The following is a 15,390-nucleotide window of genomic DNA, read 5'->3' on the forward strand; positions in this document are numbered from 1 at the left end:
CGAACTTGACGACGACCGCGCTCTCCCGGAGCCGTCGCGCCGCCGGAGGCTGGTCGGGTTCGCCGGCTTCCTCGATCTCTGCGGGAGTCCCGCTCGCGAGGAATCCCCGGGCAGCGGTCGTGCTCACGGAGCCACTCCATTCATGGGCAGGCCCACCCTCCTGGGGTGGGCCGAAGGCAACAGTCGTGCCGGCCGCCGGGCCCGTGGGCGAACGCTCACCCCGGCCCGCGACCTCAAGATTCACTTAGATTAGCCTAGCCTAAGTGGAGTTTCGGAGTCGCCGCGGCGGAGGCTTGGCGATCGACGGCCTCGCGCCCGCATATGATTGCCCCTCAGGCGTTGCAAGGTGAGGCTTACCTTACCTACCATGTGCCTGCTTAGGGAGGCGATGAAGCGGGTGAACGCAGTGAAGAGCGGTCCGGACATGACGGAAACGCAGGGGGAGACGGGCGTGGTCTACGACGTCCTGGGGATCGGATTCGGCCCCTCGAACCTGGCTCTGGCGATCGCGGTCCACGAACACAACGAACGGGCCGACGAGAGCGACCGGATACGCGCCGGTTTCCTGGAGAAGCAGCCGTCGTTCGGCTGGCACCGGGGCATGCTCATCGACGACGCGACGATGCAGGTGTCCTTCCTCAAGGACCTGGTCACGATGCGCGACCCGAAGAGCGCCTTCAGCTTCCTGTGCTACCTCCAGGAGCGCGACAGGCTGGTCGACTTCCTCAACCAGAAGACGCTGTTCCCGCTCAGGGTGGAGTTCCACGACTACCTGGAGTGGGCCGCGACGGGCGTCGCCGACCTCGTCGAGTACTCCGCCGAGGTCGTCGCCGTCCGCCCGGTCACGGAGGGCGGCGAGGTCACCTGCTTCGACGTGGTCAGCCGCGACCCCGCGGACCCGGACCGCACCGTGGTGCGCCGCGCCCGCGCCATCTGCGTGGCCACCGGCCTGGAGCCGCACCTGCCGCCCGGCACCGTCAGCTCCGAACGGGTCTTCCACAACAGCGAACTGATCCCGCGCGTGGCCGCGCTCAAGGACGCCGGGACGCCGGTGCGGCGCGCGGTCGTCCTCGGCGCCGGGCAGAGCGCCGCCGAGTGCGTCGACTACCTGCACCGCCACTTCCCGGACGCCGAGATCTGCTCCGTCTTCGCCAAGTACGGGTACACCCCTGCCGACGACAGCCCCTTCGCCAACCGCATCTTCGACCCCGAGGCCGTGGACCTGTTCCACCGCGCGCCCCGCGAGGTGAAGCAGTCGCTGTTCGACTACCACCGCTCCACCAACTACTCCGTCGTGGACATCGACCTCATCGAGTCGCTGTCCAGGACCATGTACCAGGAGAAGGTGCAGGGGCAGCAGCGCCTGCGCATGCTGAACGTCTCCCGCATCCGCGACATCGACGTACGCGCCGACCGCCTCGACATCGGCGTGGAGTTCCTGCCCACCGGCGAGCGCGAGACCCTCACCTCCGACCTGCTCGTCCACGCGACCGGCTACCGGCCGCGCGGCATCGGCGAACGCCTGGGCGAGATCGACAAGCTGTGCCTGCGCGACGACGAGGACGAACTGGTCGTCTCCCGCGACCACCGCGTGGCCACCGACCCCCACGTCTCCGCAGCCATCTACCTCCAGGGCGGCACCGAGCACACGCACGGACTGACGTCGACGCTGCTGTCCAACACGGCGGTGCGCGCGGGCGAGATACGCGACTCGCTCCTCGCCCGCCGGCCGGCCCGCACGGCCTGACCGGCGTACGCCACCACAGTCCCGGCGCGTTCCGGCTCCTCAGTACAGCACCACGCAGCCGCGGGCGCGCAGGGCCGCGACCGTGGCCGCCGTGGCCGCGCCGTCCCGCAGGTCGTTCCAGCGCAGGTCCAGCTTCTCCAGCGACGGCAGCTCGGCGAGCCAGGCGGGCAGGTCGCGCAGCCGGTTGGACCGCAGGTCGAGGCGGCGCAGCGCGGGCAGCCCGCGCAGCGCCTCCGGCACCGCCGCGAACGCGTTCTCGCGCAGCTCGAGTTCGCGCAAGGAGCTGAGCCGCCGTACGCCCTCGGGGAGGGCGGCGAGGTCGTTGCCGCGCAGCCACAGCTCCCGCAGCGAGCGCAGCGAGCCGAGCGACGCGGGCAGCGCGGCGAGCCGGTTGTGCTGGGCGCGCAGCTCGACGAGGCCCGCCATGGCGCCGAGGCTCTCCGGCAGGGCGGTGAGCCGGTTCTCGCCGACGTTCAGATAGGCGAGCCGCGTCAGCCGGCCCAGCTCCTCGGGCAGGGACGTCAGGCGGTTGTCGTGGAGGTACAGGAAGTCGCCGAGCGCGGTGAGGTCACCGAGCTCCGGCGGCACGAACGTGAGCCGGTTGTGGCCGAGGTCCAGGGTGCGCAGCGCGGTGAGCGTCCCGATGCGGGCGGGCAGCTGCGTCAGCGCGTTGTCGGGCAGCAACAGCACGTCGAGGCCGGGGTGGCGCCACACCTCGTCCGGTACGGCGTCCAGCCCCGCCCGCCAGTAGTTCAGCACGGCCCCACCGATCACCGGCACACCCCTCTCCCCGGCGCCGGACACCGGCACCCTCTCCGGACCACCGGCCATCGGCGCCCCCTTCCCGAAGCACCGGACATCGGCACCCCGCCCCCGGAGCACCGGCCACGGCACCCCGCCCGAAGCGCGGACACCGGCACCCCGCTCCGCAACACCGACCACGGCCGCACTCCGCGCCGGACCATGGCGCCCCGCCCGGAGCACCGGCCATCGGCACCCTTCTCCGAAGCACCGGGCCCTGGCACCCCGCCCGATGCACCGGTCACAGCACCCCTCTCCGCAGCACCGGCCCCGGCACCCTGCCCCGGAAAGGCCGCGCCCCGCACCCGGAACGACCAGCGCCCCGCTCGTGAACCGGCAGAACCTATCATCTGATCCTGCCCACCAAGCCCAGCCCACCCCGGCCTCTACCCCGGCGCACGCGGCGGCGTCCACCCGGCTCGTCCTCGCCCTCGGCCTCGCCGCGACCGCCCGCCACGACGGGCACGGCGGTGCCGCCGACGACCTCGACACGCCGGAGGGCCTCACCGCCCGGGCGCGCGACCACGCCGCCCCGGTGCCCGAAGACCCTGGCCGGGCGGTGCTGCCGCGCCGACGGCGCCGCCCTGAGCCGCGCACGGTCGCCGCGCCTCACCGTCCGTACGCGGTGCGCCCCGGCGAGCCGAACCCGGCGGACGCCCGGCTGCTGCTGCCCCTCGCGGAGGCCGTCACCCGGCTGAACGAGGCCGTGGCGCGTGCCCTGCCGACCTGGCGGCCCGGCTCCGGTCCCGCCGGGTCGCGCGGGCCGCGCACGCCCCCGGTGACCACCACGGCCACCGGTTTCCCCGCCGCCGCCCCCGCGCCGGAAACGGCACCGCGGGCACGTACCATGGCCGCATGTCCTTCCTCCGCCGCCGCAGCTCCGCCACGCCCGCAGGGCCGGACTTCGATGTCCTGGCCATGGACCCGGGGGACTGGCCCGGCAACCTCGGTGCCGGTCTGCTGCCCGCCCCCGACGGCAGTTGCCAGGGCGTCTTCCTGCGCTACGACCTGTTCGGCGGCCGCGGCCCCGCGATGATCATCGGCAATCTGCCGGAGGGCTCCCCGGCCCGCGACCTCGCCGACGGCGAGGCGCCCTTCGAGGTGGCCCAGCTCCTGCTCGCGCTGGAGAACGAGGAGGAGGTCACCGTCGTCGCCTCCGAGGACGTGCCGGTGATGCAGGGCGACAACCTCCTCATCGTGCGCCGGCTGCGCCTGTCGGAGAGCCGCATCTCCTGCGTGCAGTTCGACCGCAGCGACAACGTCCTGGTGACCATCGCGGCCTGGGACCGGCCCATCACCGACGACCTGTACGCGCTCCTCAAGCCGCTGCCCGCCGAGCTGTTCCAGCAGGGCTGACCCGCCGCGCCCCGACGCCGGGCCCGGACCCCGCGAGGGTCCGGGCCCGGCGTCGTCGTCCCGGGGGCCGCGCGGCGGCCCGCAGGGCGTGCCCGTACGGTCAGGAGCCGGACGGCACCACCCGCACGTCGGCGGCGCGTACGAACGCCACCCGGTGACCGAACTGGATCTGGTAGTACATGTCCTTGCCGCGCACCACGCGGTGCGGCTTCAGGTCGAACGTCGGCGCGTAGAAGTACTCGCCGGGCAGCTCGGCGCCGATCGCGTACTTCTGCCCCGCGAGCAGCTTGTAGGGCAGCGGCGAGACCGCCTGCACCGGGACCTCCGGTGGGTACGCCTCCTTCTCCGGGTAGGCGCGGCCGTACACCGGGACCTCGCTCACGCCGTCCTTCGGCGTCACCGTCAGGCCCCGCGCGTCGACGGCCGTGGGCTGCTTCCGCGGGTTCTTGAACCAGGCCTTCTGGCCGAGGTACCACACGGCCGTCCAGTCACCCCTGCGCTCGGCGACCGCGTACTGCTGGCCGGTCGACAGGCGCGAGCCCGTGTCGTTCACGTCGATCGTGGACGGCTCGCCGCCCGGCCGCAGCCCGATGTCCTTGATGAGCGGCGCGTCCTCGCTGGGCGCGCTGTACACGCGCACCGCACTCGACCCGTGCGGCGTGCACGTCTCACCCGGCTTGGCGCAGCCGGTGAACACCGGCCTGTTCTGCTCGAACCGCGGCGCCACCGTCACCAGGCCGCCCTGGGGTCCCGCCGTGCGGTGGAACGGCTTGCCGAGCAGCGTGAAGTAGTGCTGCCAGTCCCAGTACGGCCCCGGGTCGGTGTGCATGCCGCGGATGGTGGCCGCCGTGGTGCCCGGGACCGTGTCGTGGCCCAGGATGTGCTGCCGGTCCAGCGGGATGCCGTACCGCTTGGCGAGGTACTTCACCAGCCGCGCCGAGGAGCGGTACATCGCCTCCGTGTACCAGGTGTCGGGCGCCGTCAGGAAGCCCTCGTGCTCCAGGCCGACGGACTTGGCGTTCACGTACCAGTTGCCCGCGTGCCAGCCGACGTCCTTGGTCCGCACGTGCTGGGCGACGTGGCCGTCGGAGGAGCGCAGGGTGTAGTGCCAGGACACGTACGTCGGGTCCTGGACCATCTTGAGGACGCCCTCCCAGCGGCCCTCGGTGTCGTGCACCACGATGTACTCGATGCCCTGGGAGTCGGGCCGGTCGGCCTTGTCGTGGTTGCCGTAGTCGTTGTCGCCGAACTCCTCGTACGGGGCCGGGATCCACTCGCAGGCCAGGGACTTGGGGCAGTCCGTCTCGGCCTCGGCGGCCCGGCGCAGGCCCATGCGCTCGACCTGGGCCGTGTCCGGCTTCAGGCCGGGCCGGGCGGTGAGCGCCACGCGCTGCCCGGCGTCGGTCGTGCGCCGCTGGCCGTCGCGAATGACCGCGAACACCTCGTTGGCGTACGCGGCGGCGCTCGCCTGCTCGTCGGCGCCGGAGAACGCCGCGACCGCGCCGTACCAGTCGGCCGGGTCGTCGGTGAGGGGCTCGCCGAGGCGCCGCTGCGCGGCGGCGAGCAGGGCCGCGCCGCCGCGGACGTTCGCCGCGGCGTCCCGCCGCAGCTCGCTCTCGGGGATGCCGCTGACCCGCGCGGCCTGCTTCAAGGTCTTGAGCCGGGCCGGGACTTCGGAGTCCTCGGGCACGTGGCGCGGCTTCAGCGGGGGGCGGGAGGTGTCACCGCGCGGGTCCTCGTCGCCCTCGCTGTGGTGCGGGGCCGTGGCGAGCGCGGTGCGGGCGTCGGTCAGGTGCATGGGGCCGTAGCCGCCGGTGACACTCGGGGCGCCGCCGTGCGCGTCCCACCGGGACTGCAGGTAGGACACGCCGAGCAGCACGCTCTGCGGTACGTCGTACGCGGTGGCGGCGGACGCGAACGCGCGCTGGAGCGCGTGCGGCCCGGCGGGCCCGTCCGCGGCCGGTGCCGGGGCGGCGCCGAGGAGCGGCGCGAGCAGCGCGGCCGCCGCGAGGGCGCCCGCCGTCCTGGTGGTGCGTCTGCGCGCTGCGGATACGGGGGCGTGGGCGGATCCTCGCAAGACAGCCTCCTGAGACTTCTGGGCCGGTGCGGACTTCTGGGCCGGTACGGCGGGGCGGGGCGTGCGGGGGCCGGGGCGTGGGTCAGTGGTACCGGCTCCCCGACGATCCGTCAATCTCCCTCCCTACCAGGGCTTTCCCATGTCAGGGGCGGTTCACCGGGTTTTCGCCGCGGGCGACGCGATCGCCTGCGGCGCGTCAGTGGAATGGACCAATGCGCAGTGGCCCCATGCGGGCCGTGGCGGCGGACCGGGCGGTTCCTCGCGCGGGAACTCTTGACGGCGTTCCGTCAATAAGTATGGTCTAGGCCAATGGGTCGGCCAGGAGCCGGGCCGGCTCGTCCCTCATCCCCCACCTCAGAGGGAGCAGAGATGAACACCAAGCGGAAGCTCGCCGCGGGCATAGGGGCGGCGTGCGCGCCCCTCCTGGTCCTCGCGTCGGTCACCCCGGCCAGCGCGCACGGCTACATCAACTCGCCGCCGAGCCGCCAGGCGCAGTGCGCGGCGGGCACCGTCTCCTGCGGCGAGATCAAGTGGGAGCCGCAGAGCGTCGAAGGTCCCAAGGGGCTGCGGAGCTGCAGCGGAGGCAACGCGCGGTTCCGTGAGCTCGACGACGACAGCAAGGGCTGGAAGGTCTCCGACGTCAGCCGCTCGCAGCAGTTCACCTGGCGGCTGACGGCACCCCACCGCACCAGCACGTGGCAGTACTTCGTGGACGGACAGAAGGTCAAGGAGATCAACGACAACGGTCGCCAGCCTCCCACGACCGTGACGCACACCGTCGACTTCGGCGGCCTCACCGGCCGGCACAAGATGCTCGCGGTGTGGAACATCTACGACACCGCGAACGCGTTCTACGCCTGCGTCGACATCAACATCAGGGGCTGACGCCACGGCCCTCGCGGCGCCCGGGACACAGCCGCGCCCGGCCCCGCGGGGGTCGCACCCGCCTCCGCCCCGGTCACCACCGGCCCCGCGCGGGCACAGCGGAAGCCAGCGATACGCCTCTCTCCTTCGGCGTACCGCCGGCCCGTCGGTCCCGTACGTCAGCGCGTGCCGACCGCCGCCCGTACCGCGCGGCGGGCCATCTGGCAGTCGTCGTGCAGCCGCCGCAGCAGCAGCCGCTGCTCCTCGCCGGACGGCACGGCCCCGGGGTGGGCCGGGCCCGCCGGGCCGCTGTCGCGCAGGGTGCGCTGCACGGCCGTCTCACACCTCCTGATCTCGCAGGTCAGCACCAGCATCAGATTGACCAGGAACGCGTCGCGCGCGGCCGGGCCCGCCTGCTGGGCGAGCTGGCTGATCTCGCGACGCGCCACCGGGGCGTCGCCGAGGACCGCCCACAGCGTCGCCAGGTCGTAGCCGGGCAGGTACCAGCCCGCCTGCTCCCAGTCGACCAGGACGGGACCGGCCGGGGACAGCAGGATGTTGGACAGCAGGGCGTCGCCGTGGCAGAACTGCCACATCGCCTGCGGGTTCGACGCGTACGCCTGCGCCATGCCGTGCAGCAGCTTCTGCAGGTCGCCCATGTCCCGGTCGGTGAGCAGCCCCAGCTCGTGGAAGCGGGAGATGCGCCGCGGGTAGTCCAGCGGCTTGCCGAACGTGTCGTTCGGCGGCTGCCACTGGTTCAGGCGGTGCACCGCGCCCACCGCCGCCCGCACGTCCGCCCGCGGCGGGGGCTCCACGGGGTGCCGCTGCAGGGCCGCGACCCGGCCCGGCATCCGCTCGATCACCAGGGTGCCCTCGTCCGGGTCGGCCGCGATGAGCCGCGGCGCCCGCACGGGCGGACGGTGCCTGACGAACGAACGGTATGCCGCTATTTCGTGCCGGATCCGCTCCGACCACAGGGACGAGTGGTCGAGCAGGCACTTGGCGACGGCCGTGCTGCGGCCCGTCGTCCCGACGAGCAGGACCGTCCGGCCGCTGCGGCGCAGCACCTGCACCGGGTGGAACTCCGGGCAGAGGCGGTGCACCGACGCGATGGCGGTGCGGAGCTGCGCACCCTGGGGGCCGGACAGGTCGAGTCTCCCGCTGAGCGGTCCGTTGGCGGTGGGACGCCGCGCCCGGCCGGCGCCGAGCGGGGCCGCCGCGGGGCGCGCCGGAGCCAGATAGGGGCCACCCTGCGCGGGGACCTCCGGGGACCGGACGGGACCGCGGGCGGCAGGGTGGGGACGCAGCGGCCGGGGCGGGGCGGACACGGAGGACGATGCTGCGTACATGGGCGATACAGATCCCTTCGTGTGCCGACGAGTTGCGACGCCCTCCCGCCCCGGCCTCCGTGGGTGCACCCTGGGGAATGCCTCGTGGCGGCCGGGTCGGGGTGGCGCACTTCTACCTGACACCCCGAGGCCCCTGGCACACCATGTGGCGCACCCTGGCGAACCCTGGCGAATAGTCGCTCAGCAACTGACAGAGGGCTACTGTCAACTCAGCCGAGAACCTGGGGGCTTGACGTGAACGGACAACCCAACACCCGCCTGTCGGACCTCTTCGGCCTCGCCGGCTGGTCCAAGGGCGAACTCGCCAGACTGGTGAACCGGCAGGCGGCAGCGATGGGTCATCCGCAGCTCGCCACCGACACCTCCCGGGTGCGGCGCTGGATCGACATGGGAGAGATCCCGCGCGATCCGGTGCCACGGGTTCTGGCGGTCCTGTTCACCGAGCGTCTCGGCCGTGTCGTGACCATCGAGGACCTCGGTCTGGTCCGGCACGGGCGCGTAGGCAGACAGCGCGGCGCCGGGGGCGTGGAGAACCCGGACGGCGTGCCGTGGGCGCCCGAGCGAACCGCCGCGGTCCTCACCGAATTCACGGGAATGGACCTCATGCTCAACCGACGCGGTGTGGTGGGCGCGGGTGCCGCGCTCGCCGCCGGCTCCGCACTCAGCAGCGCCATGCACGACTGGCTGCAGACCGATCCGACCCTGAAGGCCGACGCCCCCCGTCTCGACGACCCCCTGCACGCCGACCCCGCCGGATTCGACCGCTACGAGGCCGTCCCCATCGGGTCCCAGGAGATCGAGGAGCTGGAGCGCTCGGTCGAGGTGTTCCGCGCCTGGGACGCGTCCCGCGGTGGAGGCCTCCAGCGCAAGGCCGTGGTGGGCCAGTTGAACGAGGTGGGAGGCATGCTCTCCTACCGACACCCCGACCATCTGCAGCGACGCCTGTGGGGCGTCGCCGCCAACCTCGCCGTGCTCGCCGGCTGGATGTCCCACGACGTCGGCCTCGAACCCACCGCCCAGAAGTACTTCGTGATCGCCGCGCACGCGGCCCGCGAGGGGGGCGACCGGCCGCGCGCCGGGGAGGCGCTCTCCCGCGCCGCGCGCCAGATGGTGCACCTGGGCAAGCCGGACGACGCCCTGGACCTGATGAAGCTCGCCAAGTCCGGCTCGGGCGACCAGACCCTGCCGCGCACGCGGGCGATGCTGCACACCATCGAGGCCTGGGCGCAGGCGTCGATGGGCAGGGGCCAGGCGATGCGGCGCACGCTCGGCCGGGCCGAGGACCTGTTCGTCTCCGACAAGGGCGACGTGCCGCCGCCGAGCTGGATGCAGATGTTCGACGAGGCGGACCTGCACGGCATGCAGGCCCTCGCCTACCGCACGCTCGCCGAGCACGACCCGTCGGCCGCGCACGTCGCCCAGCGCCACGCCAAGGAGGCCATCGCCCTGCGCGCCAAGGGCCGCGACCGGTCCACGATCTTCGACTACATCTCGCTGGCGTCGGCGTGCTTCATCGCCGACGACCCTGAGCAGGCCGACCGGTACGCCCGGCTCGCACTGGTGTCGATGGGGTCGAACTCCTCGCACCGCACCTGGGACCGGCTGCGGGAGATGTACCGGCTGACCGCGCAGTACGCGGGCTACCCGAAGATCGAGGACCTGCGCGAGGAGATCAAGCACGCCCTGCCGAAGGCGAAGGGCCGAGGGGGAGGCAGGTGGGCGCAGGCCTGAGACAGCCGCTCCGCCCCGTCGGTACGCCGCCCCGAACCCGGGCGTGCGGTCGCCCGCCGTCCGCGCCGCGGCCGGCTAGGGGGCGACGTGGGCCACGAGCAGGCAGGCGTCGTCCTCACGCGGGGCCTCGCCGCACTCCTCGACCGTGATACGGACACAGTCCTGAGCCGTCCTCGCCTCGGCGAACCGCGGCGCCAGGGCGAGCAGCCGCTCGGTCGCGGCATCTCGGGAACGCCGCGGCACCAGGCCGTCCGTGTACAGCAGGAGGAGGTCACCGGGGCGCAGGGGCTCCTCGGCCTGCTCGTACGCCGCGCCGGACGTCGCACCGAGCAGGACGCCGTCCGGTGGCGTCAGCGCGCGCCCCGTCCCGTCGCGGAACAGCAGCGGGGCGGGGTGTCCGGCCTGCGCCCAGGTCAGCACGTGCCGCTCGGGGTCGTACAGGCAGCACACGGCGCTGCCGAGGGCGGGCTCGGCGGCGGTGTCGAGGAGCTGGTTGAGCCAGCCCATGAGCGGGCCCGGCTGCGTGCCCGCGACGGCCATGCCGCGCACCGCGCCGACCAGCATCGCCATGCCCGAGGTCACCGCGACGCCGTGGCCGGTGAGGTCGCCGACGCTGAGCAGCGTCCGGCCGTCGGCCAGTTCGAGCGCGTCGTACCAGTCGCCGCCGATCAGCGCGCTCGACGACGACGGCAGGTAGTGCGCCGCCAGGTCCAGGGTCTGGGGGCCGCCGCGCGGGAACCGCAGCGAGCCGCGCCACGGCGGCAGCACGGCTTCCTGCAGCTCGACCGCGAGGCGGTGCTCGGTCCGGTCGAGGTGCTGGCGGCGCCGGAGCGAGTCGCGGCTCTCGTGCACCGCGCGCTCGCTGCGGCGCAGTTCGCTGACGTCCCGCAGGACCGCCCACATGGAGGCGGTGGAGCCGTCGGGGGCGAGCACCGGCTCGCCCGTCATGTGGACCTGGCGCTCGCCGCCGTCGGCCCGTACGACGCGGAACTCGCCGTCGATGGGCTTGCCGTCGACCAGGCAGTCCGTGACCATCGCCGTGAGCAGGGCGTGGTCGCCGGGGTGCACGAGCGAGGGCAGTTCGTCGAGGGACAGCGGCGGCGCGGCCGGGTCGCGGCCGAGGATCCGGTACAGCTCGTCGGACCAGCTCGCCTCGTCGGTGAGGAGGTTCCACTCGGCGCTGCCCACGCGGCTCAGCAGCGATTCCTCCGTCGGCTCCGGCCGCGCCGCCCCCTCCCGCGGCGGGTGCGCGCGCGGCGGGCCGTCCCGCAGCTCGGCCAGGTGGCTGTGCAGGTCGTTGAGCTGGTGCACCGCGAGGTCGCAGAGCGCGCGCTGCCACCGGCCCTCGGGGCCGCCGTGGTCGGCCCGGGTCTCGCGCCGCACGGCGTCGACCTCGCCGCGGAGCCGGCGCGTCTGCGTGATCAGCGCGTCGACCGCGCCGCGCTCGGGCGGCTGGGCGGGTCGGTCCGCGAAGACGTGGGACGGCATGGGGACTCCGTAGACGATGCGGTGCGGCCCGACCGGCTCGCGCGGCCGCGCCGGCGGGGCTCGCCGACCGGCTGCGCTGCCGGGGTGCCTTGCTGCTGAGGGGGGCGCGTTGCTGCTGGGGGGTGCGTTCCGACTTACGTAACAACTCTTCGACCGCTACCGACTCTGGCACAGCGGACTCAGGCGCGTAAGGGATTTGGCAACACCCGATGTGGTCGTGCTGGTGGCATATGTCGCCGTCCTGGTGCGCAGGCGGCGGTCTCCGGCCACGGTGACGCGATTCCATGCCTCGGTGCCGTAACACCACGGCCGCCGACCGGCGTGCGGCAGGCATGACCCGCGCCCGGGCACCGGGACGTGCCGGGGCGCGGGGGGACCACGGAGCGCGCGTCTCCGTGGTCCCTGCGCCCGGCGTGCGAAGGGGCGGTGCGGGGCGTCAGCGCGGGACGGGGGAGCGGCGCTGCTCCGCTGCCGCGGGCTTGGGCAGGGTGCAGCCCGGGCGGCTCAGGTCGATCTTGTTGCCGGTCCCGACGCAGGGGACGACGGTGTAGGTCTGCTGCGCGTACCCGATGCTGCGGCGGACGGTGACGTTGCCGTTCTCGTCGACCTCACAGGGGTTGTTGTCGGTGCAGCGCTGCCCGCTCTCGTTGATGGTGTTGTTGACGGCCACGACCTTGCCGGTGGCGTCGTCGATCACCGGGGAGCCGGAGGTGCCCCCGATGACCTGACAGGGCGAGGTGTAGCGGACGGAGTCCTTCCAGGTCCAGCGGCCCTCCTTGAGCCGGTAGGCGAAGCCGTCGATGTTGCACTTGTACATCCGCTTCCAGTAGCCGGAGGCGACGGTGATGGCCCGGCCCGCCTGCGGGTGCGCGGCGTCGAGGTCCAGCGCCTTGATGCCGAAGCGGCTCTCGATGTCGCGGTAGGTGCTGGTCAGCTCGTACAGCGAGAGGTCGGTGTCGGTCATCGTCCCGTACGCGATCTTGCCGGCCCGCACCGTGCCCGCGTTGCCGCCGCTCGCGTTCAGCAGGGTGAAGCTGCGCGAGGACGGCCGGTCGACGATCACCTGGCCCGGGCCCGGGAAGCCGGTCTCCAGGCAGTGGCCGTTGGACAGGACGAGCGCGCGGTCGGTGGGCTGGGAGCTGGGCACGCGGACGACGGAGCCGGAGCAGTTGCTGAGCGCCACGGTGCCGGCGAAGGTCACGGCCTTCGCCTTGGTCCCCGGCGCAGCCGCGGCCGTGGACCGGTCCGTCGCGCGCTGGTCGGCGACGGGGGCCTCGTTGCTGACGGCCGACGCGGGGAGAGCCGTCGCACCGAGGAGCAGCGCGGTGAGGGCCGCGCCGACGAGAGGCTTGTTCATGTGGGGGTCCCCTCTGATGACTGTGTGACCGAAGGTCCTTCGGTTTTGTCATGTGCATCTTTGGGGTAACCCGTCGCCAGGACAAGAGCGCGGAGGGTCAGCGGAGGGTCAAGTGCGCGCGGACGCGGGTCCGTTCCCGTAGGCGCGGGCGCGCCTGGCGTCCGCGTGGGGAAGCGCGCCGGGGGGATGCCACCCGACCGGTCCGGTGGAGTGAGCGGAGAGGGCAGGATTCGAACCTGCGTGGGTGCGGACACCCGACTGAAGCGAACTCCGGTCCCCGATAAGCCACTCCGGGCACCTCTCCCTGGGCCCGGGAGGAAAGGAGGTGCATCCCTTCGTCCCGGTCACATCACCAAGTATCCACCGCGCGCTGACCGTTCGCTGACGGCGCGCTGGAGCTCGTGGGCGCACCCACGGGCCCGGCGCGCCACCTCGTCCGCGCCGCGCGGCTGTCGGTGGTGGTGCGGCGGTCACGCCCGCAGGTAGCGGATCACCGCGAGGACGCGGCGGTTGTGGTCGTGCGAGACGGGCAGCCCCAGCTTGTCGAACACGGCAGCTACATGCTTCTCCACCGTGCCCGCGGAGACCGCGAGCGCCCGGGCGATCGCCGCGTTCGTGCGGCCCTCCGCCATCAGGGTCAGCACCTCGCGCTCCCGCTCGGTCAGCGGCGCGAGCTCCGCCGCGCGGTGGCTCGCCCCGGCGAGCTGGGTGACGACCTCCGGGTCGAGGGCGGTGCCGCCCGCGGCGACGCGCTCCAGGGCGTCGGTGAACTCCGCGACGTTCGCGACCCGGTCCTTCAGCAGGTAGCCCACGCCGGCCGAGCCGTCCGCGAGCAGCCGCGTGGCGTACTTCGTCTCCACGTACTGGGAGAACAGCAGCACTCCGGTGCCCGGGTGCGCGCGGCGGACGTCGACGGCGGCCCGCAGGCCCTCGTCGGTGTGGGTGGGCGGCATCCGGATGTCGACGACGGTGACGTCCGGCCGGTGCTCGGCCACCGCGGCGCGCAGCGCGTCCGCGTCCCCGACGGCGGCGCACACCTCGTGGCCGCGCTCCACGAGCATCTGGGCCAGCAATTCCCGCAGGACGGCGGCGTCCTCGGCGATCACGACACGCATGGCGGCATGGTCTCACGCGTGCAGCGGCAGCTCGACGACGGCCGTCGTCGGCCCGCCCGCCGGGCTGTGCACGGTCAGCCTGCCGTCGACCGGGCGGACCCGCTGGACGAGACCGGCCAGGCCGCTGCCCGCGCCGATCGTCGCGCCGCCCCGGCCGTCGTCGACGATCCGCAGCCGCAGCACGCCGTCGCGGCACTCCTCGACCGTGAGGTCGGCCCGCGTGGCGCCGCTGTGCTTGATCACGTTGGTGAGCAGCTCGGCCGCACAGAAGTACGCGATGGTCTCGATGGCGGGCGTGGGCCGCCGCGGCACGTCGGTGGTCAGCCGGACGGGGACGCTGCTGCGGGCGGCGAGGGTGGCCAGCGCGTCGGGCAGGCCGTCGTCGAGCGCGGGCGGGTGCAGCCCCCGGGCGAGGTCGCGCAGCTCGGTCAGGGCCTCGGTCGCGTTCCGGTGGGCGCCGTCCACGAGCTGCCGTACGCGGGACAGGTCGGCGGGGCCCACGGCGGGCGCGGTGTCCTCGGGGTCCGCCGGGCCGAGGCGCTCCTTGACCATGTCCAGGCTCATGGCGACCGCGACGAGCCGCACCTGCGCGCCGTCGTGCAGGTCGCGCTCCAGGCGGCGCAGCAGCGCCACCGAGTCGTCGACGGCGAGGGCCCGCGTCTCCTCCAGGTCGCGGACCCGGTCGGCGAGCCGGTCCCTGCCCAGCAGTGCGCGCAGCAGCCACCGGTCGGCCTCCACGACCAGGCGCGTCGACCAGGGGGCGAGCAGCAGCAGGGCGAGACCGAGCGCGAGGGCCGCGAACGTCCCGGCGAAGGTGTCCACTTCGAGGCCGCCGACCGGGACGGGCGTGAGCACCGGCATCCCGCCCGCCCCGCCGGAGCCCGGCCGCTGCCCGAACACCGCCCACCGCAGCGGAGCCGTCACGTTCACCAGGCCGGTCAGCCACCACAGCACCGCGTACATCCCGAGCGCGCTCACGGGCAGCTTGACCAGGACGTACGACACCGCCCGCCACCCCGCGCCGTCCCGCAGCCGCGCGTCGAGCCGCCCCAGGAGGCCTCGGCCGACGGGCGGCGGCCCCGGAGGGGGCAGCCGCTCCCCGAGCAGCCGGGACGCCAGGCGCCGGTGGCCCGCGCCCAGCGTCCGCGCGAGCCACACCCCCGCCACCAGGACCAGTACGCCCACGACGGCGCCGACCAGCGACACCGTCAGACCCGCCCCGAGGGCCAGCAGCACCGTCACGACGACACCCCCGGCCAGCCCGACCGGGAAGGCGAGCAGGCAGTACACCGCCTCCCGCAGGGCGCGCAGGGTCAGCGGTGCGCGCAGCAGCGTACGGGCGAGGGAGCGTACCGGGGCGGGAGAGGGGCGGGTGGCGGCCCCGCTGGTGTCGTGCATGGTGATCATTTTCTCGTCGGGCGGCGCGTGGGACCAGCGGCCGCCACGGGCGACAGCGGGGCCCCGGGGGCGCCCCCCCCCGCCGGGGGGGGGCCCCCCCCCCCCGG

At 73.8% G+C, this 15,390-nt stretch carries 12 protein-coding genes and 1 tRNA gene; 4 read left to right on the top strand and 9 right to left on the bottom strand.

Annotation, left to right across the window (positions count from 1 at the left end; all coding sequences use genetic code 11):
- Positions 1-424 precede the first annotated feature (424 nt).
- Entirely contained in the window at positions 425-1,747 is a 1,323-nt protein-coding gene (locus tag QK440_RS03500; protein ID WP_282791433.1) for a SidA/IucD/PvdA family monooxygenase, read from the top strand.
- A 39-nt stretch (positions 1,748-1,786) separates the two neighbouring features.
- On the opposite strand, the gene QK440_RS03505 is transcribed toward QK440_RS03500, so the two are convergent.
- Both QK440_RS03505 and QK440_RS03510 read right to left on the bottom strand, forming a co-directional pair.
- Positions 1,787-2,521, bottom strand: coding sequence for a leucine-rich repeat domain-containing protein (locus tag QK440_RS03505; RefSeq protein WP_282791527.1), 735 nt, complete (start codon positions 2,519-2,521; stop codon positions 1,787-1,789).
- Between the two features lie 636 nt (positions 2,522-3,157).
- Positions 3,158-3,397, bottom strand: coding sequence for a hypothetical protein (locus tag QK440_RS03510; RefSeq protein WP_282791434.1), 240 nt, complete (start codon positions 3,395-3,397; stop codon positions 3,158-3,160).
- A gap of 6 nt (positions 3,398-3,403) precedes the next feature.
- Between QK440_RS03510 and QK440_RS03515 the strand changes: the two genes are divergently transcribed.
- Complete coding sequence (locus QK440_RS03515; protein ID WP_282791435.1) at positions 3,404-3,904, top strand: hypothetical protein; 501 nt, start codon at positions 3,404-3,406, stop codon at positions 3,902-3,904.
- 100 nt (positions 3,905-4,004) lie between these two features.
- Here the strand turns inward: QK440_RS03515 and QK440_RS03520 are convergent, their stop codons facing one another.
- Positions 4,005-5,981, bottom strand: a complete 1,977-nt coding sequence (locus tag QK440_RS03520) for a peptidoglycan recognition family protein (protein ID WP_282791436.1) — start codon at positions 5,979-5,981, stop codon at positions 4,005-4,007.
- 369 nt (positions 5,982-6,350) lie between these two features.
- Here QK440_RS03520 and QK440_RS03525 point away from each other — a divergent pair, with 369 nt between their 5' ends.
- Positions 6,351-6,866 carry a lytic polysaccharide monooxygenase auxiliary activity family 9 protein gene (locus tag QK440_RS03525; protein WP_282791437.1) on the top strand — a complete coding sequence of 172 codons (516 nt, stop codon included), beginning with the start codon at positions 6,351-6,353 and terminating at the stop codon, positions 6,864-6,866.
- Between the two features lie 158 nt (positions 6,867-7,024).
- Here the strand turns inward: QK440_RS03525 and QK440_RS03530 are convergent, their stop codons facing one another.
- Positions 7,025-8,194 (bottom strand): aminoglycoside phosphotransferase family protein, encoded by a 1,170-nt coding sequence (locus QK440_RS03530; RefSeq protein WP_282791438.1) that lies wholly within the window; start codon positions 8,192-8,194, stop codon positions 7,025-7,027.
- A gap of 234 nt (positions 8,195-8,428) precedes the next feature.
- Here QK440_RS03530 and QK440_RS03535 point away from each other — a divergent pair, with 234 nt between their 5' ends.
- Complete coding sequence (locus QK440_RS03535; RefSeq protein WP_282791439.1) at positions 8,429-9,925, top strand: hypothetical protein; 1,497 nt, start codon at positions 8,429-8,431, stop codon at positions 9,923-9,925.
- Positions 9,926-10,000: 75 nt separating this feature from the next.
- Here the strand turns inward: QK440_RS03535 and QK440_RS03540 are convergent, their stop codons facing one another.
- From QK440_RS03540 to QK440_RS03560, 5 genes are all read right to left on the bottom strand, one after another.
- Positions 10,001-11,413 (bottom strand): SpoIIE family protein phosphatase, encoded by a 1,413-nt coding sequence (locus QK440_RS03540; protein ID WP_282791440.1) that lies wholly within the window; start codon positions 11,411-11,413, stop codon positions 10,001-10,003.
- Positions 11,414-11,849: 436 nt separating this feature from the next.
- Positions 11,850-12,770: a serine protease gene (locus QK440_RS03545; RefSeq protein ID WP_282791441.1), complete on the bottom strand. Its 921-nt coding sequence runs from the start codon at positions 12,768-12,770 to the stop codon at positions 11,850-11,852.
- Positions 12,771-12,985: 215 nt separating this feature from the next.
- A tRNA-OTHER gene (locus QK440_RS03550) sits at positions 12,986-13,074 on the bottom strand.
- A gap of 166 nt (positions 13,075-13,240) precedes the next feature.
- Positions 13,241-13,885 (bottom strand): response regulator transcription factor, encoded by a 645-nt coding sequence (locus tag QK440_RS03555; RefSeq protein ID WP_282791442.1) that lies wholly within the window; start codon positions 13,883-13,885, stop codon positions 13,241-13,243.
- Between the two features lie 12 nt (positions 13,886-13,897).
- A complete protein-coding gene (locus QK440_RS03560) occupies positions 13,898-15,283 on the bottom strand; it encodes a sensor histidine kinase (RefSeq protein WP_282791443.1) in 1,386 nt (461 codons plus the stop codon).
- Positions 15,284-15,390 lie beyond the last annotated feature (107 nt).

It is taken from the genome of Streptomyces sp. CC224B (genome assembly GCF_030010595.1).
GTDB lineage: Bacteria > Actinomycetota > Actinomycetes > Streptomycetales > Streptomycetaceae > Streptomyces > Streptomyces longispororuber.

What these genes read in the sequence shown, in the direction of transcription:
- QK440_RS03500 (WP_282791433.1), top strand. Translation starts at nt 425, where the DNA reads ATGACGGAAACGCAGGGGGAGACGGGCGTGGTCTACGACGTCCTGGGG.
- QK440_RS03510 (WP_282791434.1), bottom strand. Translation starts at nt 3,397, where the DNA reads ATGGTACGTGCCCGCGGTGCCGTTTCCGGCGCGGGGGCGGCGGCGGGG.
- QK440_RS03515 (WP_282791435.1), top strand. Translation starts at nt 3,404, where the DNA reads ATGTCCTTCCTCCGCCGCCGCAGCTCCGCCACGCCCGCAGGGCCGGAC.
- QK440_RS03525 (WP_282791437.1), top strand. Translation starts at nt 6,351, where the DNA reads ATGAACACCAAGCGGAAGCTCGCCGCGGGCATAGGGGCGGCGTGCGCG.
- QK440_RS03530 (WP_282791438.1), bottom strand. Translation starts at nt 8,194, where the DNA reads ATGTACGCAGCATCGTCCTCCGTGTCCGCCCCGCCCCGGCCGCTGCGT.
- QK440_RS03540 (WP_282791440.1), bottom strand. Translation starts at nt 11,413, where the DNA reads ATGCCGTCCCACGTCTTCGCGGACCGACCCGCCCAGCCGCCCGAGCGC.
- QK440_RS03545 (WP_282791441.1), bottom strand. Translation starts at nt 12,770, where the DNA reads ATGAACAAGCCTCTCGTCGGCGCGGCCCTCACCGCGCTGCTCCTCGGT.
- QK440_RS03555 (WP_282791442.1), bottom strand. Translation starts at nt 13,885, where the DNA reads ATGCGTGTCGTGATCGCCGAGGACGCCGCCGTCCTGCGGGAATTGCTG.
- QK440_RS03560 (WP_282791443.1), bottom strand. Translation starts at nt 15,283, where the DNA reads ATGCACGACACCAGCGGGGCCGCCACCCGCCCCTCTCCCGCCCCGGTA.